We start from the raw sequence: 23,729 nt of genomic DNA, 5'->3' as shown, positions 1-23,729 counted from the left end.
ATGGCTCCGCGACAGGACAAACCGCCAAAGGACTATCTTCGCATTGAAGACCGGATATTGTGGGAAACGGTAGCAAAAACCGCCACACCGCTTGCCGGTAAAAAGAGCGCGGAGCCGGAAGACTGGCTCGATTTGAAACAATCGGCGCAAAAGCCTCAAAAACCGCCCATGCCCGGGACGGTGCAGGCACCAAACAATGCACAGGAACCCAAGAAACCGCGTTCCGCGCCCAATGAGACACCCCTTCATAATTTCGATCCGCCCACCCATCGCAAGATTTCCAAGGGACGGGTTCAGATCGAGGCGCGTATCGACCTGCACGGCCTGACCCAGAATGAAGCCCATGAACTGCTTTATGGCTTTCTGCTCGATGCCCATGCGCGCGGTCTCAAACATGTGATGATTATCACCGGCAAGGGGCGCTCCTTTGGCAGTGCGGGCATCTTGCGCCAGGCCGTGCCGCACTGGTTTTCGACGCCGATGTTTCGTCTGCTTGTCAGCGCCTATGAAGATGCGGCACGCCATCATGGCGGCGATGGCGCGCTTTATGTGCGCTTGCGCCGCCAGAACCGGACAGGTGGCCTCAAATGACGCCGTTCGGAAAAAGACTGCGCGAGTTGCGTCAGGAGCGTGGCGTCACGCAAAAGGAAATGGCCGAGGCGCTGCGGGTGTCGCCAGCCTATCTTTCGGCGCTCGAACATGGGCGGCGCGGCCAGCCGACATGGGATTTGTTGCAGCGCATCATCACTTTTTTCAATATCATCTGGGATGAGGCGGAAGAATTGCAAAATCTGGCGGCAATCTCACATCCGCGTGTGATGATCGACACTTCCGGCCTGTCGCCGCAGGCAACGGAACTGGCCAATCTTCTGGCGCGCAATATCCGCCTCATCGATCGCGAGACGATCCGGCATCTGAGCGAGGAGATCGAAGCCGCGCGCAAACGGCGCCGGAGCATCAGGCCGCTTTCATCAAAATAATCAAAACAGCGCTTTGAGTTCATCGAGCTTGAAATTGACCAGCCAGCCATAATAGTTTTCCTGCGGCAGCAGCAGATCCTGTCCGGCAGCTTTTCTCCTGGCGTTTTCGTTCGCAAGACTGCGCGCCCGCTGCTCCGCACCGCCGGTATTATAGAGCGTTGCGGTGATGCCCGGATTTTTCGAAATATCGAAACCGGCGATCCGCCGATAATCGGTGATCGATTGTTTGAGCGTCGCCGCGATATAGGGCAGCGTCAGGTCCGGGTCCATGATGGTCTTGTAGACTTCATTGCCGTTTCCGGCATTGAGCTTCGGCAGGCCCGAAACGCGATTGACCATGTCCGACATCATCAGCGCGGTCAGCGGATTGATCTGCCCGAGGCCGAATGTCTGCCCGGCATAGAAAGGCTGGAAGAACACGGCGCTGAAACGATCATTGGGAAAGGTCTTGCCGCCGACGCTCCTGCCGCGAAATTTCGTGTTCCAGATATTTTCGCGACAGCTCCAGAGCTTGTAGCTGTCGGTGAATTTCTGGCATGTCGAAAATTCCGGGCGTTCTATGAACTGGCTTATTCTTTCGCCATTATGACTGAAGCTGACGCCCTGACTGACATAGGACATCGCCTTGACGTAATAGGTCTGAAGTCGGTCATAGACATCGACATTATAGGTGTGCTCGCCGACAATGGCCCCGACGATATGCAAGGGATCGATGCCATAGGCATTGGCGGTGGATCTGATCCTGGAGCGCAGCGCCGCATCCGTTTTCAGCAGATTGTAAATCTTGCGATATTTGGCTTCATAGGTGGTATTGAGCTGGTTCGTGCGGCGCGCCGAAGCCCCCGGCACGGCCGGCTGCTCGATATTGCGGTTGCCCGGAGGAACGCTGACGGCTGCTTGCGCGCTTTGGCAGGCGAAAATCGAGGCAAGCGCAATTCCCGCCAGAGCGGCCATCGGTCTTGCTTTTGCAGCTTTGTGAAAACAGAAAACCGCCCGGCGGCCCCATCGGCTGGTCATTGTATGAAAACGGCCTCAATACAGCTCTTGAATTGGGAGGAAAATAAAAAACCCCCTCGATGAAGTCGAGGGGATTTTTGGCTTTCGCGATAATCTGTCGGCTGCGTGGCTTTCCAGCCACGTTTCTACAGAATGAACCGCGACAGGTCGGTATTTTTTGCAAGATCGCCGATGGTGCTGCGCACATATTCGGCATCAACCTTGAAGGCTGAGCCGGATTTGTCGGGCGCATTATAGGAAATATCGTCCAGCACCCGCTCCATGACCGTCTGCAAACGGCGCGCGCCGATATTCTCGACCGACGAGTTCAGATCAACCGCAATATCGGCAAGCGCATCGATGGCATCATCGGTGATTTCCAGCGTGACGTCTTCGGTCGCCATCAGGGCAATATATTGCTTGATGAGACTGACTTCGGTTTCCGTGAGGATGCGGCGGAAATCATCGCGCGTCAGCGCACTCAGTTCCACGCGGATCGGCAGGCGGCCCTGCAATTCCGGCAAAAGGTCGGAGGGCTTGGAGACGTGAAACGCGCCCGAGGCGATGAACAATATATGATCGGTCTTTACGGGGCCGTATTTGGTGGCGACCGTGGTTCCCTCGACCAGCGGCAGCAGGTCGCGCTGCACGCCCTCGCGCGACACGCCCGCGCCCATTCCGCCTTCGCGTGCTGCGATCTTGTCGATCTCGTCGAGAAAGACGATGCCGTCATTTTCGGTCGAGCGCAGCGCTTCCTGAATGAGTTGCTCCTGATCGAGCAGCTTGTCGGATTCATCATTGATCAGGATGGCATAGGAATCACGCACCGTGGTCTTGCGCTGCTTGGTGCGCCCGCCCATGGCCTTGCCGAAAATATCGCCCAGATTGATCATGCCGATATTGGCGCCCGGCATGCCGGGGATTTCAAAGTTCTGGCCAACACCGGTATCGGCGACCTCGATCTCGATTTCCTTGTCGTCCAGTTCGCCGTCGCGCAGCTTCTTGCGAAAACTTTCGCGGGTGGCAGGGCTTGCCGTCTTGCCGACCAGCCCGTCAAGCACGCGCTCCTCGGCATTGAGATGCGCCTTGGCCTTCACGTCCTCGCGCTTTTTCTCGCGCACCAGTGCGATTGCCGCTTCGACAAGATCGCGGATGATCTGCTCGACATCGCGGCCCACATAGCCGACCTCGGTGAATTTGGTGGCCTCGACCTTGATGAAGGGCGCACCGGCCAGCTTGGCGAGGCGGCGCGAAATCTCCGTCTTGCCCACGCCCGTCGGCCCGATCATCAGAATGTTCTTGGGCATGACTTCTTCACGCATCTGCCCTTCAAGCTGCTGGCGCCGCCAGCGATTGCGCAGGGCGATGGCCACGGCGCGCTTGGCGTCGTTCTGGCCGATAATATAGCGATCGAGTTCCGAGACGATTTCCCGGGGAGAAAAATTACTCATGATTACAACCTGTTCTTCCGCTGCCTGATCGATGGACCGGCGAGCACGTCATTCCGCATCGAGGCTTTCGGCGATGATATTGTGATTGGTATAGATGCAAATATCGGCGGCGATCTCCATCGCCTTGCGCGCGATTTCCTCGGCATCGCGGTCGGTATCGACAAGCGCGCGCGCGGCGGCCAGCGCATAATTGCCGCCCGAACCAATCGCCATGACGCCGTGTTCAGGTTCCAGAACATCGCCGGTGCCTGTCAGCGCCAGCGTGACCTTGCTGTCGGCAACCAGCATCATCGCTTCAAGGCGGCGCAGGTAACGGTCGGTGCGCCAGTCCTTGGCAAGCTCGACACTGGCGCGCATGAGCTGGTCTGGATATTGTTCGAGCTTGGCTTCGAGCCGTTCGAGCAGCGTGAAGGCGTCGGCTGTCGCGCCTGCAAAACCGGCAATGACATTGCCCTTGCCGATGCGGCGGACCTTGCGCGCATTGCCCTTCATCACCGTATTGCCGAGCGAAACCTGCCCGTCGCCGGCAATCACCACCTTGCCGCCCTTGCGCACGGTTACGATGGTTGTGCCATAAATTGTCGTGGGACTATGTTCGATCATCGATCACTCCTTTGGCGGGCGCAAACTTGATGGACCGCCGATAAGCAGGCTGAATCAGGTTGCAGTTTGCTTATTTAAGAACGGTGCGCCGGAATTCAAATAGTCAAAAGCATTTGGCAAAAGAAGCAAGCTGTTCTAGAACGCCTCTGGATTTGGCTGCGATGCGGCCACAAAAGATCAGAATGAGCGCAAGCTCTCTAAAAGGAAATGCTATGACGGCTGAAGGCGCCCGCAAGGCGAGCATCGAACGTTCAACCAAGGAAACAAGCATCGCCGTTTCGGTCGATCTGAACGGCAGTGGCAAATTCGACATCACCACGGGCGTCGGTTTCTTTGATCACATGCTTGAACAGCTTTCCCGCCATTCGCTCATCGATATGCGCGTGATGGCCAAGGGCGATCTCCACATTGACGATCACCATACGGTCGAGGATACCGGCATCGCGCTCGGACAGGCGCTCGCCAATGCGCTTGGCGAGCGGCGCGGCATCATGCGCTATGCCTCGCTCGATCTGGCTATGGACGACACGCTGACCGCTGCCGCCGTCGATGTATCGGGCCGCCCTTTCCTGGTCTGGAACGTCAATTTCTCAGCGCCCAAGATCGGCAATTTCGACACCGAACTGGTGCGTGAATTCTTTCAGGCTTTCGCGATGAATGCGGGCATCACGCTGCATGTGAACAATCGCTATGGCGCAAATAACCACCATATTGCCGAGACGATCTTCAAGGCGGTGGCGCGGGTTCTGCGCGCAGCCATCGAAACCGATCCACGCCAGAAAGATGCGATCCCCTCGACCAAGGGTTCGCTGAAGGGATAGTCCCCGAAAGGACACATCATGGCGCAATTCGTCGTTCTGGAACCGGCCGGCGCTGCCCGCATGGAGAGCGCTGAACAAGCTGTGTTCGTGCGCGACGGATTTTCGGTGCTGGCGCTGATCCTGCCGGTCGTCTGGCTTTTGGGCCATCGCCTGTGGTTTGAAGCGATTGCGGTTTTAGGCGTGACCATTCTGCTGGGATTTGCCGGATCGCTGCTTGGTATTGCCGATACGGTTCCCCTGCTCTCGCTGCTCGTTTCGCTTTTCGTGGCGCTTGAAGGCTCCCACTGGAAAATAGCCAGGCTCCGGCGCAAGGGCTATCGCGAGCGCGCGGCGATAGAGGCAAACAATCTGGATGAGGCGGAAATTCGTTATTTCTCCGCTCTTGACGCTGGCGCGAAAACGCTGGAACAAAAACCGGCTCCGGAATGGAGCTGCCCTATGGCGCAGCCTTCCCACATCCCACCTGCCCACAATCCCACGGGTTCGACCATCGGATTTGTCGGCTACCGCGGAGAAAATTGAAAATGCGTGTCGCTATCGTCGATTATGGCTCCGGCAATCTTCGCTCCGCCGCCAAGGCTTTCGAGCGCGCCGCACATGAGCATGGCATTGCTGCGCAAATTGAACTGACGGCGGATGCGGACCGCGTGGTCGGCGCCGACCGCGTGGTGCTTCCCGGCGTTGGGGCCTATGCCGATTGTCGGCGCGGCCTTGATGCGGTTTCCGGCATGGTGGACGCGCTCAATGAAGTCGTGCTCAAAAAAGCCCATCCTTTTCTTGGCATCTGCGTAGGCATGCAGCTCATGTCGGAGCGCGGGCTGGAAAAGGAGATCACGCAGGGCCTTGGCTGGATTGCCGGTGACGTGCGCGAAATGAAGCCGTCCGATCCCGCGCTAAAAATCCCGCAGATCGGCTGGAACCGGATTCACGTGAAACATTCGCACCCGATCTTCGACGGGATCGAGACCGGCGATAACGGTTTGCATGCTTACTTCGTGCATTCCTATATGTTTGATGCCAAAAATTCCGCCGATGTGCTGGCCGTTACCGATTATGGCGGCACCGTCACCGCCGCCGTCAGTCGCGACAATATGGTGGGCACGCAGTTCCATCCCGAAAAGAGCCAGATGCTTGGCCTTTCGCTCCTTGCCAATTTCCTGAAATGGAAGCCCTAAAAAGAAGTCATGAGAATATGATACTTTTTCCCGCCATCGATTTGAAAGACGGTCAATGCGTGCGCCTCAAGCTGGGCGACATGGATCAGGCCACCATCTATAATGAAGACCCGGCAGCACAAGCAAAAGCCTTTGAAGATCAGGGCTTTGAATGGTTGCATGTGGTCGATCTCAATGGCGCGTTCGCCGGTGAAAGCGTCAATGGCCGGGCTGTTGAAGCCATCCTCAAGGCAACAAAAAATCCGGTCCAGCTTGGCGGCGGCATCCGCACGCTGGCCCATATTGAAAGCTGGCTTGGCAAAGGGCTGCGCCGCGTCATTTTAGGCACTGTCGCCGTGCGTGATCCGGCACTGGTGATTGAAGCCTGCAAGGCTTTCCCCGGACAGATCGCTGTCGGCATCGACGCCAAGGGCGGCAAGGTTGCCGTCGAAGGCTGGGCAGAGGCTTCCGAACTGGGCGTTGTCGAGCTGGCGAAGAAGTTCGAGGGTGCGGGCGTTGCCGCCATCATCTATACCGACATCGACCGTGACGGCATTCTGGCAGGCATCAACTGGGACTCGACGCTGGCCCTTGCAGATAGCGTGAGCATTCCGGTGATTGCTTCGGGCGGACTTGCCTCGATGGACGATATAAGGCGGCTTGCCGGGCCCGATGCGCGCAAGCTTGAAGGCGCGATTTCAGGCCGTGCACTTTATGACGGGCGTATTGATCCGGCTGAAGCATTATCAGTGTTGAGGGCAGTGGCATGAGTTTGAAAGCAAGAATAATTCCCTGTCTCGACGTCAAGGACGGAAGAGTCGTCAAGGGCGTCAATTTCGTCGATCTGATCGATGCGGGCGATCCGGTGGAAGCCGCGCGCGCCTATGATGCGGCGGGCGCGGACGAACTCTGCTTCCTCGACATCACCGCATCATCGGATAATCGTGAGACGATTTTCGACGTGGTGGCGCGCACCGCTGAACAATGTTTCATGCCGCTCACCGTTGGTGGCGGCGTGCGTCAGGTTGCCGATATTCGCAAGCTTCTGCTGGCCGGAGCGGACAAGGTTTCGATCAATACGGCTGCGGTGAAGAACCCGGATTTTGTGGCGGAAGCCGCCGACAAGTTCGGCAATCAATGCATCGTGGTGGCGATTGACGCCAAAAAGGTTTCAGGCGAAGGCGAAGCCGACCGCTGGGAGATTTTCACCCATGGCGGACGCCAGACGACCGGCATCGATGCGGTGGAATTTGCGCAGAAGGTGGTCGATTTGGGAGCAGGTGAAATCCTGCTGACCTCGATGGATCGCGACGGCACCAAGGCCGGTTATGACGTGGCGCTGACGCGCGCGGTTGCTGATAGCGTGCGCGTGCCGGTCATTGCATCAGGCGGCGTGGGCACGCTCGATCATCTGGTGGCGGGCATCCGCGACGGCCATGCATCGGCGGTTCTGGCTGCGTCGATTTTCCATTTTGGCACCTATACGATTGACGAAGCCAAGCGCTATATGGCGCAAGCAGGCATTCCGGTACGCCTTGATCCGGCGCGCTGAATAAAGATCAGGAAGGAAACCCGATGAGCCAGTTCACGCTCGCGGACCTCGAACGCATCATCGCCGGACGCGCAAGCGCCACGGACGGCTCGTCCTATACGGCAAGCCTCATCGCGAAAGGCCAGACCAAGGCCGCACAAAAGCTTGGCGAGGAAGCCGTGGAAACGGTGATCGCCGCCGTCTCCGGCGATCGCGCCGGGGTCATCTCGGAAAGCGCCGACCTGCTTTATCATCTGCTTGTGGTCTGGAAGATCGCGGGCGTTCCGCTCAATGACGTTCTTGAAGAACTGCGCCGCCGCACGACGCAGACCGGTCTTGAGGAAAAGGCCGGACGCGCGAAGGGCTAGGCGGCTGCATATGTGGGAAAAAGTCGATCAGCTCACCCCGTCGCGCTATTCGCCCTACCGCTTCTTTTCCGCGCAGGAATGGTCGGGCTTTCGCGCCGACACGCCGCTGACGCTCAGTTCCGATGAGGTCGACCGGCTGCGCTCGCTGGGCGATCCGATCGATCTGGATGAGGTGCGCCGCATTTATCTGTCGCTCTCGCGACTGTTGTCGGCGCATGTGGAAGCAAGCCAGCTTCTGTTTCATCAGCGCAAGCAGTTCCTCAATATGGAGGACAGTTTCAAGACGCCTTTCATCATCGGCATTGCCGGTTCGGTCGCGGTGGGCAAATCCACCACTGCGCGCGTTCTCAAGGAGCTTCTGGCACGCTGGCCGTCAAGCCCGAAGGTCGATCTGGTGACGACGGATGGCTTTCTTTATCCCAATGCCGTTCTGCGCGAACAGAACCTGATGGAACGCAAGGGCTTTCCCGAAAGCTATGATGTCGGTGCGGTTCTGCGCTTTCTTTCGGCGATCAAGGCAGGCATGAGCAAGGTGCGCGCGCCGCTCTATTCGCATTTGAGCTATGATGTCTTGCCGGGCGAATATCAACTCGTCGACAAGCCCGACATCCTGATCTTCGAGGGCATCAACGTGCTTCAGGTGCGCGATCTGCCCGAAGACGGCAAGATGGTGCCCTTCGTCTCGGATTTCTTCGATTTCTCGATCTATATCGATGCGGAGACCGACCAGATTCATAAATGGTATATCGACCGTTTCATGCGGCTGCGCGAGACGGCTTTCCGCAATCCCGAATCCTTCTTTCACCGCTATTCGCAGCTCTCAGAGGATGCCGCCCGCTCGATTGGCGAGGGCCTGTGGCACAATATCAACCTGAGAAACCTGCGCGAGAACATCCTGCCGACGCGTCCGCGCGCCGATCTCATCCTGCGCAAGGGCAGCGATCATCTGATCGAGGAAGTGGCCCTGCGCAAAATCTGAAAATGTAGAAAGAAAAGGCCGCCTGCCTGTGCATAGCGGCCTTCTTCTTTGATAGATCAGCCTTCCAGCGGCGGAATGCGCAGAACCTGACCGGGATAGATTTTATCGGGATGGGTAAGCATAGGCTTGTTGGCCTCGAAGATGATATTGTTCTTCGCGCCCTTGCCCTTGCCATATTGGGCTTCGGCGATTTTCCAGAGATTGTCGCCCTTCTTGACGGTGTAGAAGACCGGCTCGCTGCCGGTTCCCGCACCTTCCACGGTAAGCTCGGAAGCTTCCACCTTGGAAACGCCGAGCGAATTTCCGACCGCGATGATGGCTTTCTCGAAGGCTGACTGATCCTTCACATTGCCTTTCAGGACCGCCTTGTCGCCCTCGACGCTGACTTCGACGCCATCGGTGCCCAGATGATGTGAATCGAGTTCCTTCTTGAGATCGTCGGCTTTGGGCTCGTCTTCACCGAAACCGAGTTTGGTGCCGACCGACTTTACGAAATCGAAAATTCCCATTGGGCGTGTCTCCCTGTTGTTGCAAACCTATTATTGCCTGAATGAAATATTAGGCGCTTTGCGCCAGAAACAAGTGGTAAATACAGCAATCACAACGCGGTAACGATATTTCGGTTTCCTGTTTCAGTCAAACGAGACCTTGCCGCGCCCCTTTTTGATTTCCGAACGGCCGGATTTGGCTTTCAGCCGCCGTTCGACCGATCCTTTGGTGGGTCTGGTCTTCTTGCGCGGCGGGGGCGGCGGCTCGGCCGCTTTGGCGACCAGCGCGACCAGTCTTTCGCGCGCATCCTCGCGATTGCGCTCCTGCGTGCGGAAGCGGTTGGCTTCGATCAGAATATCGCCTTCCCGTGTGCCACGCTGGCCCGCGAGTTTGAACAGGCGCGAAAGCACCTCTTCCGGCAGGCCGGAGCGGGAAGCATGAAAACGAAGCTGAACCGCGGTCGAGACCTTGTTGACATTCTGCCCGCCGGGGCCGGATGAGCGGATGAAGCTCTCCTCCAGATCGTCCTCCCGGATGCTCAGGCGCGCGTTTATGCGGATGATGTTGCGGTTTTCTTCCATGAAGAGACCCATACACCGTTTTGCATGGTCTGGACAAAGAAAACCCGGCCTCTCGACCGGGCTTCCCCCTCCTCCTCAGGATGAGAACTTATGCCAAGGCGCTGAGATGCTGACGCATCACGCCTTGAATATGCTCAATCGCCGCACGGGCTGCTTGTTATTCAGCGGCAACGCGGATTGCGGGCGCCGCATTCTTTACGTCGTGATCGACATGGCGTTCAAACTTCTCGAAATTCGTCACGAACATATCGACAAGCTTTCCGGCCTGCGCGTCATAGGCTTTCTTGTCGGCCCAGGTCGAACGCGGGTCGAGAATGGCGCTGTCGATGCCCGGCACCGCGACCGGCACCGCGAAGCCGAAATTCGCATCGGTGCGGAATTCGGCATTCTTGAGTGAGCCGTCGAGTGCCGCCGCCAGAAGCGCGCGCGTCGCCTTGATCGGCATGCGCGAGCCGGTGCCGTAAGCGCCGCCGGTCCAGCCTGTATTGACCAGCCAGCAATCGACCTTGTGTTCGGCGATCAGCTGGCGCAGCAGATTGCCGTATTCCGATGGATGACGCGGCATGAACGGCGCGCCAAAGCAGGTCGAGAAGGTCGCTTCCGGCTCGGTCACGCCCTTTTCAGTGCCTGCGACCTTGGCGGTGTAGCCCGACAGGAAGTGATACATGGCCTGCGCGGGCGTAAGCCTTGCGATGGGCGGCATCACGCCAAAGGCATCGGCGGTGAGCATGATGATATTCTTTGGCTGGCCGCCCTTCCCCGTTTTGGATGCATTGGGGATGAAATCGAGCGGATAGGCGCAGCGTGTATTCTCGGTCAGCGAGCCGTCGTTGAAATCCGGCTGGCGACCTTCATCGAGCACGACATTTTCAAGCACCGTACCGAAACGCTGCGTGGTGGCATAGATTTCCGGCTCCGCTTCTGCCGAAAGGCGGATGGTCTTGGCATAGCAGCCGCCCTCGAAATTGAAGATGCCATGTTCGCCCCAGCCATGCTCGTCATCGCCGATCAGCGTGCGGGTCGGGTCGGCGGAAAGCGTGGTCTTGCCGGTGCCCGAAAGGCCGAAGAATACGGCGGTGTCGCCATTCTCGCCTTCATTGGCCGAGCAATGCATCGGCATAACGCCCTTGGCAGGCAGGATATAGTTGAGCGCGGTAAAGACGGATTTCTTCATTTCACCGGCATAGGATGTGCCGCCGATCAGAACGATGCGGCGCGTCAGATCGACCGCGATCACCGTTTCGCTGCGCACGCCATAGCGTGCCGGATCGGCCTTGAAGGACGGCAGGTCGATGATCGTCATTTCCGGCAGGTAGGAAGCAAGTGCGTCCGCTTCGGGCCTGATCAGCAGATTGCGGATGAACAGCGAATGCCAGGCATATTCGGTAATCACGCGGGCATTAATCTTGTTGTCTTCATCCGCGCCGCCGATCAGGTCCTGGACGAAAAGCTCCTTGCCCTTGGCATGCTCGATGAAATCGGCATGCAGAAGCGCGAAGGCTTCCGGCGTCATCGGCTTGTTATTGTCCCACCACACATGATCTTCGGTAGCGGCGTCACGCACGACGAATTTGTCTTTCGGCGAGCGGCCCGTATGCTGTCCCGTCCGCGCCACCAGCGCGCCCTGTGCCGAAATTTCGGCCTCGCCGCGCCGGATGGTTTCCTCGTAAAGCTTCGCCGGCCCGAAATTATAAAAGACTGCGGAGAGCTCCTTGAGTCCTGAAGTCGCGATGGAAGCGGCAGGGTTGTGAATGCCGAACTCTTTCATGGGGTCTCCGCCATTAGATTGAATAACACAATTCCCCGCACTCCTTTTGAAGTCGGGGATGGCAGTCAGAAACAGATTAATTAAATTAAATCAAACCATTAATCGATTTAAAAATTTTGAAATATTTTTTAAATCGTTTAAAATAACAGCAATTGCGTGCAATACGGATAAAATACAGCCGGAAGCTGTATTGGCCAATCTTTGCAATTCGCGAGCGGGTTGGGGTGGATCTTCACGCATTGCCACATTTTGTACCTAATTTGTACTGCAAAAGCGCCATGGCTGTAATAATATCGGGCGCAAAGAGGCGTTCGGTGATCTTGCCGCTGCGATTTTGCGGCAGCTAACAAAGGAGAAGATCCGCATGAAGGAAGCTTCGGCAACACAGACGATTGCGCTGGTTGATGATGACCGCAATATCCTGACCTCTGTTTCGATTGCTCTGGAGTCGGAGGGCTATCGCGTGGAAACCTATACGGACGGGGCTTCGGCGCTGGATGGTCTGACGGCGCGCCCGCCCAATCTTGCGATCTTCGACATCAAGATGCCGCGCATGGACGGCATGGAACTGCTGCGCCGCCTGCGCCAGAAATCCGATCTTCCGGTCATTTTCCTGACCTCCAAGGATGACGAGATCGATGAGCTTTTCGGCCTCAAGATGGGGGCTGACGATTTCATCACCAAGCCTTTTTCGCAACGCCTTCTGGTCGAACGCGTCAAGGCGGTGCTGCGTCGTGTGGCGGCGCGCGACGGCACGGCCAAGCCCACGGGCCAGCAGGCTAAATCGCTTGAGCGCGGCCAGCTCGTCATGGATCAGGAGCGCCACACCTGCACCTGGAAAGGCGAGCCGGTCACGCTCACCGTCACCGAGTTCCTCATTCTGCATTCGCTGGCCCAGCGCCCCGGCGTGGTGAAAAGCCGTGACGCGCTGATGGATGCGGCCTATGATGAACAGGTCTATGTGGACGACCGCACGATCGACAGCCACATCAAGCGCCTGCGCAAGAAGTTCAAGGCGGTTGACGACAGTTTCGAGATGATCGAAACGCTTTACGGCGTGGGCTATCGCTTCCGCGAGGCGTAATAAATCTATCGAAGGCGATGGCCCCGGCAGGGGTGAAACAAGGGCAAGACCGAAGCGGCATGGTCGCAGAAACCCGAAAAAACGGCCTGGCAGGCATAAGGGAACGCAAGGCGCGACGGCAACGCTCGCTGTTCTTGCGGCGGCTTTTTGCGCCTTTCAGCCGCTTTTTCGGACAATATCTGTTCTCCAGCCTGACCCGGCGCATATTGTTTCTCAATCTCGCGGCGCTGGCGGTGCTGGTGTCGGGTATTCTCTACATGAACCAGTTTCGCGCCGGGCTGATCGATGCCAAGATCGAAAGTCTTCTTACGCAAGGCCGCATCATCGCGGCGGCGATCTCCTCATCGGCCACCGTCGACACCAATTCTCTGCTGATCGACCCTGAAAAGCTTCTGGAGCTTCAAGCCGGGCAAAGCATCACCCCCTCGCCCGATTCCCCCGATAACTGGGAATTTCCGATCAATCCCGAAAAAGTCTCGCCGCTGCTGCGCCAGTTGATTTCGCCGACCAGCACGCGCGCGCGCATTTATGACCATTACGCCAATCTGCTCCTTGATTCCCGCTCGCTTTATACGCCCGCCTTTGCCTCCGGCGGTCCGGTCTTCCGCTATGAATTGCCCGCGATCGAAGAGGAAACGCCCGGCCTGTGGGAACGCTTCACCGACTGGCTGTCGCGGCTCTTTTATGGCGGCCTGCCGCTTTATCAGGAACAGCCCGGCGGCAATGGCCTTGCCTATCAGGAAATCGTCCGCGCCTTGAGCGGCTCGCCGCAAACCGCGCAGCGGCGCAACCAGCAGGGCGAACTGGTGGTTTCGGTGGCGGTGCCCATCCAGCGTTCGCGCGCCATTCTGGGCGTATTGCTGCTTTCCACCGAAGGCGATGACATCGACAATATCGTGCGCGGCGAGCGCATGGCCATATTCCGCGTGTTTGGCGTGGTTGCGGCGGTGATGGTGATTCTCTCGCTGTTTCTCGCCTCCACCATCGCCAATCCGCTGCGCAAGCTTGCCGCCGCCGCCGACCGCGTAAGGCAGGCGGGAGCCAAGGGCCGCGTGGAAATTCCCGATTTCTCCGAAAGGCAGGATGAGGTCGGGCATCTTTCCACCTCGATCCGCGACATGACCAGCGCGCTTTATACGCGTATCGAGGCCATTGAAAGTTTTGCCGCCGATGTCAGCCACGAGTTGAAAAACCCCCTCACCTCGCTGCGCAGCGCGGTCGAAACCCTGCCGCTCGCAAAGTCCGAGGATTCGCGCAAGCGCCTGCTCGACATCATCCAGCATGACATACGCCGTCTCGACCGGCTGATTACCGATATTTCCGATGCCTCGCGCCTTGATGCCGAACTGGCGCGCGAGCATGTCGACCGTGTGGATATGGAAAAGCTTCTGGGCGGGCTTGTGAATGCCGCGCGCGAAGTGCGCCGCAACAAGGTCGGCACCGAGATCGTCTTCAATATCGGCAAGCCGCCTGCGGGCAAGAAGGGCTTCTTCGTCGCCGGACACGATCTTCGTCTTGGTCAGGTTGTCAGCAATCTCATCGAAAATGCCCGCTCTTTCGTGCCCGACGATACCGGGCGAATCATTATCGGCTTGAGCGGTGAAGGCAGCCGCCTGCGCATTCTGGTCGAAGATAACGGGCCGGGCATATCGATCGAGAATATCGAGCGCATCTTTGAACGTTTTTATACCGATCGCCCGTCCGCGGAAGCCTTCGGGCAGAATTCCGGCCTCGGCCTTTCGATCAGCCGCCAGATCATCGAGGCACATGGAGGAACGCTGACGGCCGAAAATATCATCAGCCCTGCTGATCCCGACACGATGATGGGTGCGCGCTTCATCGTCGATCTTCCCGCCAGCGCATAGGAAAACCGGATGTTTCCGGGGTGCTTTGATGACGCCTGAAGAAGAAAAAAGCGGCCTTCATGCCACCACGCTGCAATTGCGCGGGCGAGGTATCATGGTGATGGGAAAATCCGGCGCGGGCAAGACCGAACTGGCGCTGACGCTGATCGAGCGCGCCCGTATTCGCGGCGAGCAGGCGGTTCTGGTCGCCGATGACCGCACATTGCTGCATGTCGAGGAGGGACGCCTGATCGCAAGCGTTCCCGCAACGCTTGCGGGTGGGGTGGAGATACGCGGCGCGGGGCTTTTTGCCGTTGATTATGCGGCAGAAACGCCGCTTGACCTTGTCGTCACGCTGGTTGATCGCGATGCGGCGGAGCGCTATCCGGGCGAAGAGAAGTGGCGCTTTGAAGGCGTGGACATTCCGCAGCTTCTCCTGCCTGCCCTCTCGTCGAATGGCGATTCCAATGCGCTGTCGCGCGCGATCGAAGCAATCCTGTTCTACAGGCCATGGCCGGAGCCGGTCGATTGACCTGCAAGCGGGCGGAATATTGCCAATCCGCTCTGAAAACTGTGCTCAATCATGCGGCATTTTGCTTTTTTGAAGGCAACACGGAAATTTTTCACTTGCCATCAAGATTTGCCCTGCCAAGATGCACAACTCGTCGGCTTGGTCCGGCAGGATTTCAGTGCCATCTGCTTTCAGGCGGGATGATGCGGCGGGCGCGCGACAGGAGCTTTTAAAGTATGATCGGACTCGTGCTTGTTACGCACGGAAGACTGGCCGAAGAGTTTCTTCATGCTGTTGAGCATGTGGTTGGCCCGCAGGAAAAATTCGAAACCGTGTGCATCGGGGCGGACGACGATATGGAGCAGCGTCGGCGCGACATCGTCGATGCGGTCGCGCGTGCCGAAAGCGGCAGGGGCGTCATCATTCTCACCGATATGTTCGGCGGCACACCCTCCAATCTGGCGATTTCCGTCATGAAGGAAGGCGAGATCGAAGTCATCGCAGGCGTCAATCTGCCGATGCTCATCAAGCTTTCCAGCGTGCGGATCGGCGGTGACATAAAATCGGCGCTGCGCGAAGCGCAGGAGGCGGGGCGCAAATATATCAATGTCGCAAGCCAGGTTCTGACAGGAAAGTAACCGATGCATTCCAGCGTTGCTGTCACCGGCGAATATGATCCTGCAACCGCCCTCACCCGTTCTTTCGAAATCGTCAACAAGCGCGGTCTTCATGCCCGCGCTTCGGCGAAATTCGTGCAGATGGTGGATGGCTACAACGCCCATGTCCGCGTCTCCAAGGACGGCATGGTTGTGGGCGGAACCTCCATCATGGGGCTGATGATGCTCGCCGCCTCTCCCGGCTGCTGCATCGATGTCAGCGCATCGGGCGAGGATGCGGACGCGGTGCTCGAAGCCCTTGGCGCGCTCATTGCCGACAAGTTCGGCGAGGAATGCTGAATATTTCCCCCTTTTGCGATCTTGTCGATCCGGTTGGCGTTTTCGATGCCGGCATTGGCAGCTATGCCATGGTCGATCTGATTCGCCGCCGTCAGCCTGAGCGCGACATTCTCTATTTTGCCGACCGGGCGAGCTTCCCCTATGGCGCAAAGTCCCGTGAGGAACTGCTGGCGATCACCCGGCGCAGCGTGGATTATCTGGCAGGACTGGGCGCTGGCAGCGTCGTTCTGGCTTCCAATGCGCCCTCCATCATGGTGCTGGATGCATTGAAAAGCGGTTTCGCCCTTCCGGTCCATGGCGTGGCACCCCCGGTGCGCGCGGCGTGCAGCGCAAGCCGCAGCGGCAAGGTCGCCATCATGGGTGTGCGCTCGATGATCGACAGTGCCGAACTCCCCCGCTTCGTGCGCACGCAGACGGACAATCCCGAAAATGTCGCGCTCATCAATGCCTCCGCCATGGTGGAACTGGTGGAAAACGGCGCGTTCCTGCGTGAGCCGGAATTGACGACCCTGAAGGTGACGGCCTTCTGCGACGAGATTGCCGCTTGCCATCCTGAAGTCGATGCGCTGACACTTTCGAGCACGCATCTGCCATGGCTGCGGCCATTTTTCGAAAATGCCCGTCCCGGCTGGCAGTTTTTCGATCCCGCCGACGATGTGGTGGCGGCCTTGCCCCACCTGCATTCAAACAAGTCGCATTCAGGCAAGCCCCATTCAGCCAAACCGCAGGGCGCAACGGGACGCACAGTGGCGCTGGTGACGGAAAGTGCCGCCTACCCGGTCGATGAGTTTCGCCGGATGCTGGCGCTTCTGGGCGTCGATCTGCCCTTGACGGTGGTTTCGCCACTGTCCGATATGCACGTATAATGATTTCTTTATGTTGCGTTGTGCTGATCGCTGCGATCTGATAATCAGAACGCCAGCAGAAGCCCTCTCCTCCCTCCCTTCGTCTTGCGGGCTTCAAAACCAGTTTGATTGGAGCACAAGATGAGCGCAAGCCAGGATTTTGTCGTCAAGGATCTCGGTCTGGCCGATTGGGGCCGCAAGGAACTCGACATTGCCGAAACCGAAATGCCGGGCCTGATGGCGGCGCGTGAGGAATTCGGCAAGTCGCAGCCGCTCAAGGGCGCGCGCATTTCCGGTTCGCTGCACATGACCATCCAGACCGGCGTTCTGATCGAAACGCTGAAAGCTCTGGGTGCGGATGTGCGCTGGGCTTCCTGCAATATCTTCTCGACGCAGGATCATGCCGCAGCCGCGATTGCCGCGACCGGCACGCCGGTTTTCGCCATCAAGGGCGAGACGCTTGAGGAATACTGGACCTATACCGACCAGATCTTCCAGTGGCCCGATGGCGAACCGTCCAACATGATCCTCGATGATGGCGGCGACGCCACCATGTATATCCTGATCGGCGCGCGCGCCGAAGCGGGCGAGGATGTTCTGTCCAATCCTTCTTCGGAAGAAGAGGAAGTCCTCTTTGCGCAGATCAAAAAGCGCATGGCGGCAACGCCCGGATTTTTCGCAAGGCAGCGTGCTGCCATCAAGGGTGTGACCGAGGAAACCACCACCGGCGTCAACCGTCTCTACCAGTTGCAGAAGAAGGGCCTGCTGCCCTTCCCGGCCATCAACGTCAATGACAGCGTCACCAAGTCGAAATTCGACAATAAATACGGCTGCAAGGAATCGCTGGTCGACGGCATCCGCCGTGGCACCGATGTGATGATGGCGGGCAAGGTCGCTGTCGTTTGCGGCTATGGCGATGTCGGCAAGGGCTCGGCGCAGTCGCTGGCCGGCGCCGGTGCGCGCGTGAAGGTGACGGAAGTCGATCCGATCTGCGCGCTTCAGGCCGCAATGGACGGTTTTGAAGTCGTCACGCTCGATGATGCCGCCCCCACCGCCGACATCGTGATCACCACGACCGGCAACAAGGACGTGATCACCATCGATCATATGCGCAAGATGAAGGATATGTGCATCGTCGGCAATATCGGCCATTTCGACAATGAAATTCAGGTCGCGACGCTGCGCAATCTCAAATGGACCAATGTGAAGCCGCAGGTCGATCTCATCGAGTTCCCCGACGGCAAGCGCCTGATCCTGCTTTCGGAAGGCCGCCTGCTCAATCTGGGCAATGCCACCGGCCATCCAAGCTTCGTCATGTCCGCCTCCTTCACCAATCAGGTGCTGGCGCAGATCGAGCTTTATACACGCACGGATGCCTACAAGAACGAGGTCTATGTGCTGCCCAAGCATCTCGATGAAAAGGTGGCGCGCCTGCATCTCGACAAGCTCGGCGCGAAGCTCACCGTGCTTTCCGACGAGCAGGCCGCCTATATCGGCGTCACTCCACAGGGTCCATATAAGCCGGAACACTACAGGTATTAACCATAGGTTAAGCATTCCACTACATGTTGAGGCCAGACGGTTGACAAGCTGTCTGGCCTTTATTTTTGCGCAAGAGACGCTTCACGCGGATTCGCTGGAAGGGTATTGTTAAGGCGAATCAAGCGTTCCGGGCAGAGACGTAAAGCGGCTCTGCCTGCGGAAATGCGGGAAAATAATGTGTTTTGACGGGTATCTGCGTTCGGCGTCTTGTGCCATTTCTGGCAAAAGGCGGTCGGCGTAGCCTTCTTCGAAACCGGATTGCTCTTGCTGCACCATGGCGGGTGCGCAGGGGCTGGAATGTGGCAGTTTTGAAATACGGCTCGATTTCCGTGCGAAATTGGCCGGGGTGGCGGAGAAAAGGGAAACATGCCAGAGGTCGGCTCATTGGAGCATGATCCCGAAACGGGGAAACAGTGTTTCACAAAAATGGCACGCTTGCGCGAAAAGCCGCGAGCCGAAAAGCCTTTTGCTTCAAAAAGCCTGCTTTCCCGATTTCTCAAGTCCGGCATTTCCGTGTCTGCGCTGCTTGCAGCCGCGCCCGCTTATGCGCAGGAGGCTTATGATTCGGCCCGCATCGCCCTTCCCTATGGCGGCAGTGTCGGCGCCTTCGAAGTCATCCAGTTCTCCATTTTTGTCGGCGCTTTGGGCGCAGCCCTTCTTTCCGCTGGCTGGCTCATTCGTGACCGCTCAAAAATATATAATGAAAACAATGATCTGCGCAGCAAATTCGCGGATCTCAGCCTGACGGCGCAGCGCAATGAAGCGCTGCTCAATCTCAAGGATCAGCGCATCGTCGTCTGGGACGCGCATGGCGCGCGCGCCGATCTGGTCGGGCAATTGCCCTTTGACAGCGGCGCACCGCAGGACCGCTCGCATTTTCTGGCATTTGGCCGCTGGCTGCGCCCGCAATCGGTCATAGCGCTCGAACGCGCGATTACCGCGCTGCGCGAACAGGCCCATGCCTTTGACATGACGGTGGAAACCGTCAATGGCGCGCTACTGGATGTGCATGGGCGTACATCGGGCAGCTTCGCCATCGTCCGCTTTCTAAGCCTTGAGGGCGTGCGCGCCGAGCGCGCGAGCCTTCAGGCGCAAAACCGCGAACTCTCCGAAAAACTGGCGCTCCTGCGCCATCTGCTCGACCGGCTCGACCAGCCTGCATGGGTGCGCGACAGCGGCGGGCGGCTCGACTGGGTCAACAGCGCCTATGCCCGCGCGGTCGATGCGGTGGACGCCATGCAGGCCGCAACCGAGGGCCGCGAGCTTTTCGGCGCGCAGGCGCGCCAGCGGCTGGAGCGCAACCGTTTTGCCGAACCCGATCTGCATGAGCAATTGCCGGCGGTCGTGCGTGGCGATCGCCGCGTTTTCGACGTGACCGAAGTGAGCGCGGAAACCGGCTCTGTCGGGCTGGGTTTTGATCTCAGCGAAATGGAGCAGGTGCGCGAGGAACTCAATCGCACGCTCAAAAGCCATGCCGAAACGCTGGATCAGCTTTCCACGGCGGTTGCGATCTTCGATCCGGAAATGAAGCTGCAATTCTTCAATCAGGCTTTCGTCGCGCTCTGGTCGCTCGATACGGCCTGGCTGGAAACGCAGCCGAGCAATACGCTGATTTTTGATCGCCTGCGCTCGGAAGGCAAGCTTCCCGAACAGCCGGAATGGCGCAAGTGGAAGGATTCCATGCTTGCCGCCTATCGCGCGGTAGAGCCTGAAGAACATATGTGGCATCTGCCCGACACACGCATCCTGCGCGTGGTCGCAAACCCGCATCCCAAGGGCGGCGTGACGTGGTTCTTCGAAAACATGACCGAGAAATTCGAGCTCGAAGGCCGCTATAATACGCTGATCAAGGTGCAGGGCGAAACGCTCGATCATCTGGCGGAAGCGGTGGCCGTGTTCGGCTCCGATGGCCGGCTGCGCCTTTCCAACCCGTCCTTTGCCGGTCTGTGGTCGCTGCCTGCGCTCATGGTGGTCGAAGGCACCCATATTTCCGGCATTGCCCGGCTTTGCCGCCAGCGCGGCGGTGACAGCCTGTGGGATGATTTCGTCTCCTCCGTCACCGGCTTCCTCGATGAGCGCAACGGCCATATGGGGCAGGTCGAACTCGATGACGGCATCATCCTTTCCTATGCCGTGGTGCCGCTGCCCAAGGGGCAGACCATGCTCACCTTCATCGACGTGACCGACACGGTGCGCGTCGAGCGCGCGCTCAAGGAAAAGAACGAAGCACTTTCGCTGGCCGATCAGATCAAGAATGATTTCGTGCAGCACGTCTCCTACGAGTTGCGCTCGCCGCTGACCAATATTATCGGCTTCACCGAACTGCTGCAAACCCCGGCCTTCGGCTCGCTCAATGAGCGCCAGCTTGAATATCTCGACCATATCGGCACGTCCTCATCGGTGCTGCTGGCCATCGTCAACGATATTCTCGATCTGGCGACGGTGGATGCGGGCATCATGCAGCTCGATATTGACGATGTATCCATCGCCGATGAAATCGACGCCGCCGCAAAACGTGTCGGCGAGCGCTTTGCGGAACATGATATTTCGCTTGAAATCCACATTGCCGATGATGTCGAGGCCTTCAAGGCCGATGCCAACCGGGTGAGGCAGGTTCTGTTCAACCTGCTTTCAAATGCCGCAAATTATGCGCCGGAAGGTTCCGCAGTGACATTGCAGGTCGTGCGCGAAGGCTCGGAAATCGTCTTTACGGTTCATGATGACGGTCCGGGCATGCCCGCCGATGTGCTCGACACCGTTTTCAAGCGTTTTCAGGCCTATCCCAATGGTGGGCGCAAGCGCGGCGTCGGGCTTGGCCTTTCCATCGTCAAGAGCTTTGTCGAACTGCATGGCGGCAAGGTCGAGATCGAAACCGGCCCCGAAGCCGGACTGAAAAGCGGCACCACGGTAATTTGCCGCTTCCCGTCGGAAGCGCGCAGCTTCCGCGCCGCCGCCGAATAGGATAAGGGGTGCTTATGAGCGCCTCAAACACATATATCGAATTTTTCCTGCCCGACGAAGCCGCCACGCAGCGCTTTGGCGAAGACTTCGCCCTTGCCTTGCAGAAAGGTGATCTTGTCACCCTGTCGGGCGATCTGGGTGCGGGAAAATCCTCGCTTGCCCGCGCCGTCATTCGCACGATTGCCGATGATGACGCGCTGGACGTGCCAAGCCCGACTTTCACGCTGGTGCAAAGCTATGAGGCGCTGCGCCTGCCCGTCGCCCATGCCGATCTCTACCGCATTTCCCATGGCGAGGAACTCGACGAACTGGGGCTTGCGGAATTTCTCGAAGATGGGGCGGTGCTTGCCGAATGGCCCGAACAGGCCGAAGGCTTCCTGCCTGCGCCGTCATTCGCGGTGACACTTGCCCATGAGGGGGCCGGGCGGCGGATTCGTGTCGAAGGCACGCCGGAGGCGATTGCACGTCTGCAACGCTCGCTTGCCATCCGCGCTTTCCTTGAGCAAAACGACCGCAAGGGCGCGACACGCCGCTATCTGCAAGGCGATGCATCGCCGCGCAAATACGAAACGATTACCAGCGCTGGCCATGGCGTCGAAATCCTGATGAATGCGCCCGCCTTGCCCTATGATCCGCCGTTGCGCAACGGAAAATCCTATCGCCAGATTGCCCATATCGCAGAAAATATTCAGGCTTTCGTGGCCATCGGCAGGCTGCTGGAGAGCCGGGGCTTCCGTGTGCCGCAAATGCGCGCGATGGATCTCGATGCCGGGTTTCTGGTGCTTGAGGATCTCGGCAGGCAGGGTGTGCGCGCGCCCTCCGGCGAGCCGGTGACGGAACGCTATGAGGCGGCAGCGCGTTTTCTCGCCCATCTGCATGGGGTCCAATGGCCCGACCGCGTACCGATTGACGGCTATAGTGATCACATCATCGCCCCGTTTGACCGTGAGGCGATGATGATGGAGGTCGATCTTGTCGGGCAATGGTATGCGCCGCGCATGATGGGTCGCCAGTTGAGCGAGACTGAAAGCACCTCTTATGCCGCAGCATGGGATCAGGTCTTTGACGCGATTTCCGATACGGAGCAAAGCCTGCTGCTGCGCGATTATCATTCGCCGAACCTGTTCTGGTTTGCCGATGCGCAGGGCAGGGACAAGATCGGCACCATCGATTTTCAGGATGCGATGATCGGCCCTGCCGCCTATGACGTGGCGTCGCTGGCGCTGGATGCGCGCGTGCGCATTGCTCCTGAGCTTGAGCAGGCGACCTTGCGCGCCTATTGCGGCGAACGCCGCAGGCTCGGCCACACCTTCGACGCGGCAGAATTTGGCAAAGCCTATGCCGTCATGGGCGCGCAGCGCAACGCCAAGCTGCTGGGGCTTTTCGTGCGCCTCGACGAGCGTGACGGCAAGCCGCATTATCTCAACCACCTGCCGCATATCCACGAATATCTGGAGCGCGTGCTGCACCATCCGGTTATGGAGCCGGTGGCGGCATGGTTTAACGCGCTCGGTCTGTTACAGAAAAGGCAGGACGATGAAAATGCCTGATACGGCCATCATGCTTGCCGCCGGTCTTGGCAAGCGCATGCGCCCCATAACCGACACTATACCCAAGCCGCTGGTCGAAGTGGCGGGCAAGCCGCTGATCGATTGGGGGCTGGACGCACTTGCCCAAGCAGGCGTGCAAAAGACAATCGTTAACATCCATTATTTAGCCGACAAACTGGAAGCGCATCTTTCTGAACGCAAAGCGCCGCAGATTATCATTTCCGATGAACGCGATTGCCTGCTCGATTCGGCGGGCGGCATCATCAAGGCGCTGCCGGAGCTTGGAAAAAAGCCGTTCTTCGTTCTCAATGCCGATACGTTCTGGGTAGGCGACGTGGCGAGGCCCAATCTTGCCGCTCTTGCCGAATTCTGGGATGACGCCCGCATGGACATCCTGCTGATGACGGCGGAGTTCTCGCAGGCCACCGGCTTTGAGGGCAAAGGTGATTTCGTTGCGGATAATGAGGCCCGCCTGCGCCGCGCGCGCGATGTTGCGGGAACCCCTGTGATCTATGCGGGCGCAGCTATTCTTCATCCGCGCATCTTTGCGGGTGCCGAATCGGGCGTTTCCTCGCTCAATCGATATTTCGATGCAGCCATTGCAGCAGGGCGTCTTTATGCTATGCCCATGAGCGGACATTGGCTGACGGTGGGCACGCCCGAAGCGATAGGCGAGGCGGAGGCTGCACTATCGGCTTTGGCATAGGAGGCGACA

General features: G+C 58.5%; 26 protein-coding genes. 19 read left to right on the top strand and 7 right to left on the bottom strand.

What is annotated here, in order from left to right; translation table 11 throughout:
• Both DKP76_RS03140 and DKP76_RS03135 read left to right on the top strand, forming a co-directional pair.
• Positions 1-591: a Smr/MutS family protein gene (locus DKP76_RS03140; protein ID WP_109704940.1), complete on the top strand. Its 591-nt coding sequence runs from the start codon at positions 1-3 to the stop codon at positions 589-591.
• Positions 588-980 (top strand): helix-turn-helix domain-containing protein, encoded by a 393-nt coding sequence (locus DKP76_RS03135; RefSeq protein WP_109704939.1) that lies wholly within the window; start codon positions 588-590, stop codon positions 978-980. The genes DKP76_RS03140 and DKP76_RS03135 overlap by 4 nt, the downstream gene beginning before the upstream one ends.
• Here the strand turns inward: DKP76_RS03135 and DKP76_RS03130 are convergent, their stop codons facing one another.
• The 3 genes from DKP76_RS03130 to hslV form a co-directional block, all read right to left on the bottom strand.
• Complete coding sequence (locus DKP76_RS03130) at positions 981-1,997, bottom strand: DUF1402 family protein (protein WP_109704938.1); 1,017 nt, start codon at positions 1,995-1,997, stop codon at positions 981-983.
• Positions 1,998-2,122: 125 nt separating this feature from the next.
• A complete protein-coding gene (gene hslU / locus DKP76_RS03125) occupies positions 2,123-3,427 on the bottom strand; it encodes an ATP-dependent protease ATPase subunit HslU (protein ID WP_109704937.1) in 1,305 nt (434 codons plus the stop codon).
• A 48-nt stretch (positions 3,428-3,475) separates the two neighbouring features.
• Positions 3,476-4,030: an ATP-dependent protease subunit HslV gene (gene hslV / locus DKP76_RS03120; RefSeq protein ID WP_109704936.1), complete on the bottom strand. Its 555-nt coding sequence runs from the start codon at positions 4,028-4,030 to the stop codon at positions 3,476-3,478.
• Positions 4,031-4,242: 212 nt separating this feature from the next.
• Between hslV and hisB the strand changes: the two genes are divergently transcribed.
• From hisB to coaA, 7 genes are read left to right on the top strand one after another with little or no spacing between them, the layout of a single operon-like run.
• Positions 4,243-4,851 (top strand): imidazoleglycerol-phosphate dehydratase HisB, encoded by a 609-nt coding sequence (hisB, locus tag DKP76_RS03115; protein ID WP_109704935.1) that lies wholly within the window; start codon positions 4,243-4,245, stop codon positions 4,849-4,851.
• 18 nt (positions 4,852-4,869) lie between these two features.
• On the top strand, positions 4,870-5,373 hold the full coding sequence (locus DKP76_RS03110) for a DUF2628 domain-containing protein (RefSeq protein ID WP_109704934.1): 504 nt from the start codon (positions 4,870-4,872) through the stop codon (positions 5,371-5,373).
• Between the two features lie 2 nt (positions 5,374-5,375).
• On the top strand, positions 5,376-6,026 hold the full coding sequence (gene hisH, locus DKP76_RS03105; RefSeq protein ID WP_109704933.1) for an imidazole glycerol phosphate synthase subunit HisH: 651 nt from the start codon (positions 5,376-5,378) through the stop codon (positions 6,024-6,026).
• A gap of 17 nt (positions 6,027-6,043) precedes the next feature.
• Complete coding sequence (hisA, locus tag DKP76_RS03100) at positions 6,044-6,775, top strand: 1-(5-phosphoribosyl)-5-[(5-phosphoribosylamino)methylideneamino]imidazole-4-carboxamide isomerase (RefSeq protein ID WP_109704932.1); 732 nt, start codon at positions 6,044-6,046, stop codon at positions 6,773-6,775.
• The gene (gene hisF, locus DKP76_RS03095; protein ID WP_109704931.1) at positions 6,772-7,557 is read left to right on the top strand and encodes an imidazole glycerol phosphate synthase subunit HisF; all 786 of its coding nucleotides are present in this window, start codon (positions 6,772-6,774) and stop codon (positions 7,555-7,557) included. Before hisA ends, hisF begins: the two co-directional genes overlap by 4 nt.
• Positions 7,558-7,580: 23 nt before the next feature.
• Positions 7,581-7,904, top strand: coding sequence for a phosphoribosyl-ATP diphosphatase (locus tag DKP76_RS03090; protein WP_109704930.1), 324 nt, complete (start codon positions 7,581-7,583; stop codon positions 7,902-7,904).
• A 10-nt stretch (positions 7,905-7,914) separates the two neighbouring features.
• Positions 7,915-8,883 carry a type I pantothenate kinase gene (coaA, locus tag DKP76_RS03085; protein WP_109704929.1) on the top strand — a complete coding sequence of 323 codons (969 nt, stop codon included), beginning with the start codon at positions 7,915-7,917 and terminating at the stop codon, positions 8,881-8,883.
• Between the two features lie 56 nt (positions 8,884-8,939).
• Here the strand turns inward: coaA and lysM are convergent, their stop codons facing one another.
• The 4 genes from lysM to DKP76_RS19130 all read right to left on the bottom strand — a co-directional run bounded on the left by lysM (position 8,940) and on the right by DKP76_RS19130 (position 11,967).
• A complete protein-coding gene (gene lysM / locus DKP76_RS03080) occupies positions 8,940-9,392 on the bottom strand; it encodes a peptidoglycan-binding protein LysM (RefSeq protein WP_109704928.1) in 453 nt (150 codons plus the stop codon).
• 123 nt (positions 9,393-9,515) lie between these two features.
• Entirely contained in the window at positions 9,516-9,965 is a 450-nt protein-coding gene (gene arfB, locus DKP76_RS03075; RefSeq protein ID WP_199224735.1) for an alternative ribosome rescue aminoacyl-tRNA hydrolase ArfB, read from the bottom strand.
• A gap of 145 nt (positions 9,966-10,110) precedes the next feature.
• A complete protein-coding gene (locus DKP76_RS03070; RefSeq protein ID WP_109704927.1) occupies positions 10,111-11,721 on the bottom strand; it encodes a phosphoenolpyruvate carboxykinase in 1,611 nt (536 codons plus the stop codon).
• Between the two features lie 90 nt (positions 11,722-11,811).
• Positions 11,812-11,967 carry a hypothetical protein gene (locus DKP76_RS19130; protein WP_158279403.1) on the bottom strand — a complete coding sequence of 52 codons (156 nt, stop codon included), beginning with the start codon at positions 11,965-11,967 and terminating at the stop codon, positions 11,812-11,814.
• Positions 11,968-12,085: 118 nt separating this feature from the next.
• On the opposite strand from DKP76_RS19130, the gene DKP76_RS03065 reads away from it, so the two are divergent.
• The 10 genes from DKP76_RS03065 (at position 12,086) to DKP76_RS03020 (ending at position 23,720) form a co-directional block, all read left to right on the top strand.
• On the top strand, positions 12,086-12,805 hold the full coding sequence (locus DKP76_RS03065) for a response regulator transcription factor (RefSeq protein WP_109704926.1): 720 nt from the start codon (positions 12,086-12,088) through the stop codon (positions 12,803-12,805).
• 59 nt (positions 12,806-12,864) lie between these two features.
• Positions 12,865-14,670 (top strand): stimulus-sensing domain-containing protein, encoded by a 1,806-nt coding sequence (locus DKP76_RS03060; protein ID WP_109704925.1) that lies wholly within the window; start codon positions 12,865-12,867, stop codon positions 14,668-14,670.
• Between the two features lie 28 nt (positions 14,671-14,698).
• A complete protein-coding gene (locus DKP76_RS03055) occupies positions 14,699-15,181 on the top strand; it encodes an HPr kinase/phosphorylase (protein WP_109704924.1) in 483 nt (160 codons plus the stop codon).
• A 215-nt stretch (positions 15,182-15,396) separates the two neighbouring features.
• Positions 15,397-15,798, top strand: a complete 402-nt coding sequence (locus tag DKP76_RS03050) for a PTS sugar transporter subunit IIA (RefSeq protein WP_109704923.1) — start codon at positions 15,397-15,399, stop codon at positions 15,796-15,798.
• A 3-nt stretch (positions 15,799-15,801) separates the two neighbouring features.
• Positions 15,802-16,116: an HPr family phosphocarrier protein gene (locus DKP76_RS03045; RefSeq protein ID WP_109704922.1), complete on the top strand. Its 315-nt coding sequence runs from the start codon at positions 15,802-15,804 to the stop codon at positions 16,114-16,116.
• Complete coding sequence (locus DKP76_RS03040; protein WP_109704921.1) at positions 16,110-16,982, top strand: glutamate racemase; 873 nt, start codon at positions 16,110-16,112, stop codon at positions 16,980-16,982. Before DKP76_RS03045 ends, DKP76_RS03040 begins: the two co-directional genes overlap by 7 nt.
• Positions 16,983-17,102: 120 nt before the next feature.
• On the top strand, positions 17,103-18,503 hold the full coding sequence (gene ahcY / locus DKP76_RS03035) for an adenosylhomocysteinase (RefSeq protein WP_109704920.1): 1,401 nt from the start codon (positions 17,103-17,105) through the stop codon (positions 18,501-18,503).
• A gap of 426 nt (positions 18,504-18,929) precedes the next feature.
• On the top strand, positions 18,930-21,464 hold the full coding sequence (locus DKP76_RS03030) for a sensor histidine kinase (RefSeq protein ID WP_245410134.1): 2,535 nt from the start codon (positions 18,930-18,932) through the stop codon (positions 21,462-21,464).
• A gap of 14 nt (positions 21,465-21,478) precedes the next feature.
• Positions 21,479-23,014 (top strand): tRNA (adenosine(37)-N6)-threonylcarbamoyltransferase complex ATPase subunit type 1 TsaE, encoded by a 1,536-nt coding sequence (gene tsaE, locus DKP76_RS03025; protein ID WP_109704918.1) that lies wholly within the window; start codon positions 21,479-21,481, stop codon positions 23,012-23,014.
• On the top strand, positions 23,001-23,720 hold the full coding sequence (locus tag DKP76_RS03020) for a nucleotidyltransferase family protein (RefSeq protein ID WP_109704917.1): 720 nt from the start codon (positions 23,001-23,003) through the stop codon (positions 23,718-23,720). The genes tsaE and DKP76_RS03020 overlap by 14 nt, the downstream gene beginning before the upstream one ends.
• Positions 23,721-23,729 lie beyond the last annotated feature (9 nt).

The sequence above is a fragment of the Falsochrobactrum shanghaiense genome (genome assembly GCF_003149535.1).
Classification (GTDB): domain Bacteria; phylum Pseudomonadota; class Alphaproteobacteria; order Rhizobiales; family Rhizobiaceae; genus Brucella; species Brucella shanghaiense.
Note: the sequence above shows the minus strand (reverse complement) of the source record. Positions and strands in the feature narration are given on the sequence as shown.

What these genes read in the sequence shown, in the direction of transcription:
- DKP76_RS03140 (WP_109704940.1), top strand. Translation starts at nt 1, where the DNA reads ATGGCTCCGCGACAGGACAAACCGCCAAAGGACTATCTTCGCATTGAA.
- DKP76_RS03135 (WP_109704939.1), top strand. Translation starts at nt 588, where the DNA reads ATGACGCCGTTCGGAAAAAGACTGCGCGAGTTGCGTCAGGAGCGTGGC.
- DKP76_RS03130 (WP_109704938.1), bottom strand. Translation starts at nt 1,997, where the DNA reads ATGACCAGCCGATGGGGCCGCCGGGCGGTTTTCTGTTTTCACAAAGCT.
- hslU (WP_109704937.1), bottom strand. Translation starts at nt 3,427, where the DNA reads ATGAGTAATTTTTCTCCCCGGGAAATCGTCTCGGAACTCGATCGCTAT.
- hslV (WP_109704936.1), bottom strand. Translation starts at nt 4,030, where the DNA reads ATGATCGAACATAGTCCCACGACAATTTATGGCACAACCATCGTAACC.
- hisB (WP_109704935.1), top strand. Translation starts at nt 4,243, where the DNA reads ATGACGGCTGAAGGCGCCCGCAAGGCGAGCATCGAACGTTCAACCAAG.
- DKP76_RS03110 (WP_109704934.1), top strand. Translation starts at nt 4,870, where the DNA reads ATGGCGCAATTCGTCGTTCTGGAACCGGCCGGCGCTGCCCGCATGGAG.
- hisH (WP_109704933.1), top strand. Translation starts at nt 5,376, where the DNA reads ATGCGTGTCGCTATCGTCGATTATGGCTCCGGCAATCTTCGCTCCGCC.
- hisA (WP_109704932.1), top strand. Translation starts at nt 6,044, where the DNA reads ATGATACTTTTTCCCGCCATCGATTTGAAAGACGGTCAATGCGTGCGC.
- hisF (WP_109704931.1), top strand. Translation starts at nt 6,772, where the DNA reads ATGAGTTTGAAAGCAAGAATAATTCCCTGTCTCGACGTCAAGGACGGA.
- DKP76_RS03090 (WP_109704930.1), top strand. Translation starts at nt 7,581, where the DNA reads ATGAGCCAGTTCACGCTCGCGGACCTCGAACGCATCATCGCCGGACGC.
- coaA (WP_109704929.1), top strand. Translation starts at nt 7,915, where the DNA reads ATGTGGGAAAAAGTCGATCAGCTCACCCCGTCGCGCTATTCGCCCTAC.
- lysM (WP_109704928.1), bottom strand. Translation starts at nt 9,392, where the DNA reads ATGGGAATTTTCGATTTCGTAAAGTCGGTCGGCACCAAACTCGGTTTC.
- arfB (WP_199224735.1), bottom strand. Translation starts at nt 9,965, where the DNA reads ATGGGTCTCTTCATGGAAGAAAACCGCAACATCATCCGCATAAACGCG.
- DKP76_RS03070 (WP_109704927.1), bottom strand. Translation starts at nt 11,721, where the DNA reads ATGAAAGAGTTCGGCATTCACAACCCTGCCGCTTCCATCGCGACTTCA.
- DKP76_RS03065 (WP_109704926.1), top strand. Translation starts at nt 12,086, where the DNA reads ATGAAGGAAGCTTCGGCAACACAGACGATTGCGCTGGTTGATGATGAC.
- DKP76_RS03060 (WP_109704925.1), top strand. Translation starts at nt 12,865, where the DNA reads ATGGTCGCAGAAACCCGAAAAAACGGCCTGGCAGGCATAAGGGAACGC.
- DKP76_RS03055 (WP_109704924.1), top strand. Translation starts at nt 14,699, where the DNA reads ATGACGCCTGAAGAAGAAAAAAGCGGCCTTCATGCCACCACGCTGCAA.
- DKP76_RS03050 (WP_109704923.1), top strand. Translation starts at nt 15,397, where the DNA reads ATGATCGGACTCGTGCTTGTTACGCACGGAAGACTGGCCGAAGAGTTT.
- DKP76_RS03045 (WP_109704922.1), top strand. Translation starts at nt 15,802, where the DNA reads ATGCATTCCAGCGTTGCTGTCACCGGCGAATATGATCCTGCAACCGCC.
- DKP76_RS03040 (WP_109704921.1), top strand. Translation starts at nt 16,110, where the DNA reads ATGCTGAATATTTCCCCCTTTTGCGATCTTGTCGATCCGGTTGGCGTT.
- ahcY (WP_109704920.1), top strand. Translation starts at nt 17,103, where the DNA reads ATGAGCGCAAGCCAGGATTTTGTCGTCAAGGATCTCGGTCTGGCCGAT.
- DKP76_RS03030 (WP_245410134.1), top strand. Translation starts at nt 18,930, where the DNA reads ATGGCACGCTTGCGCGAAAAGCCGCGAGCCGAAAAGCCTTTTGCTTCA.
- tsaE (WP_109704918.1), top strand. Translation starts at nt 21,479, where the DNA reads ATGAGCGCCTCAAACACATATATCGAATTTTTCCTGCCCGACGAAGCC.
- DKP76_RS03020 (WP_109704917.1), top strand. Translation starts at nt 23,001, where the DNA reads ATGAAAATGCCTGATACGGCCATCATGCTTGCCGCCGGTCTTGGCAAG.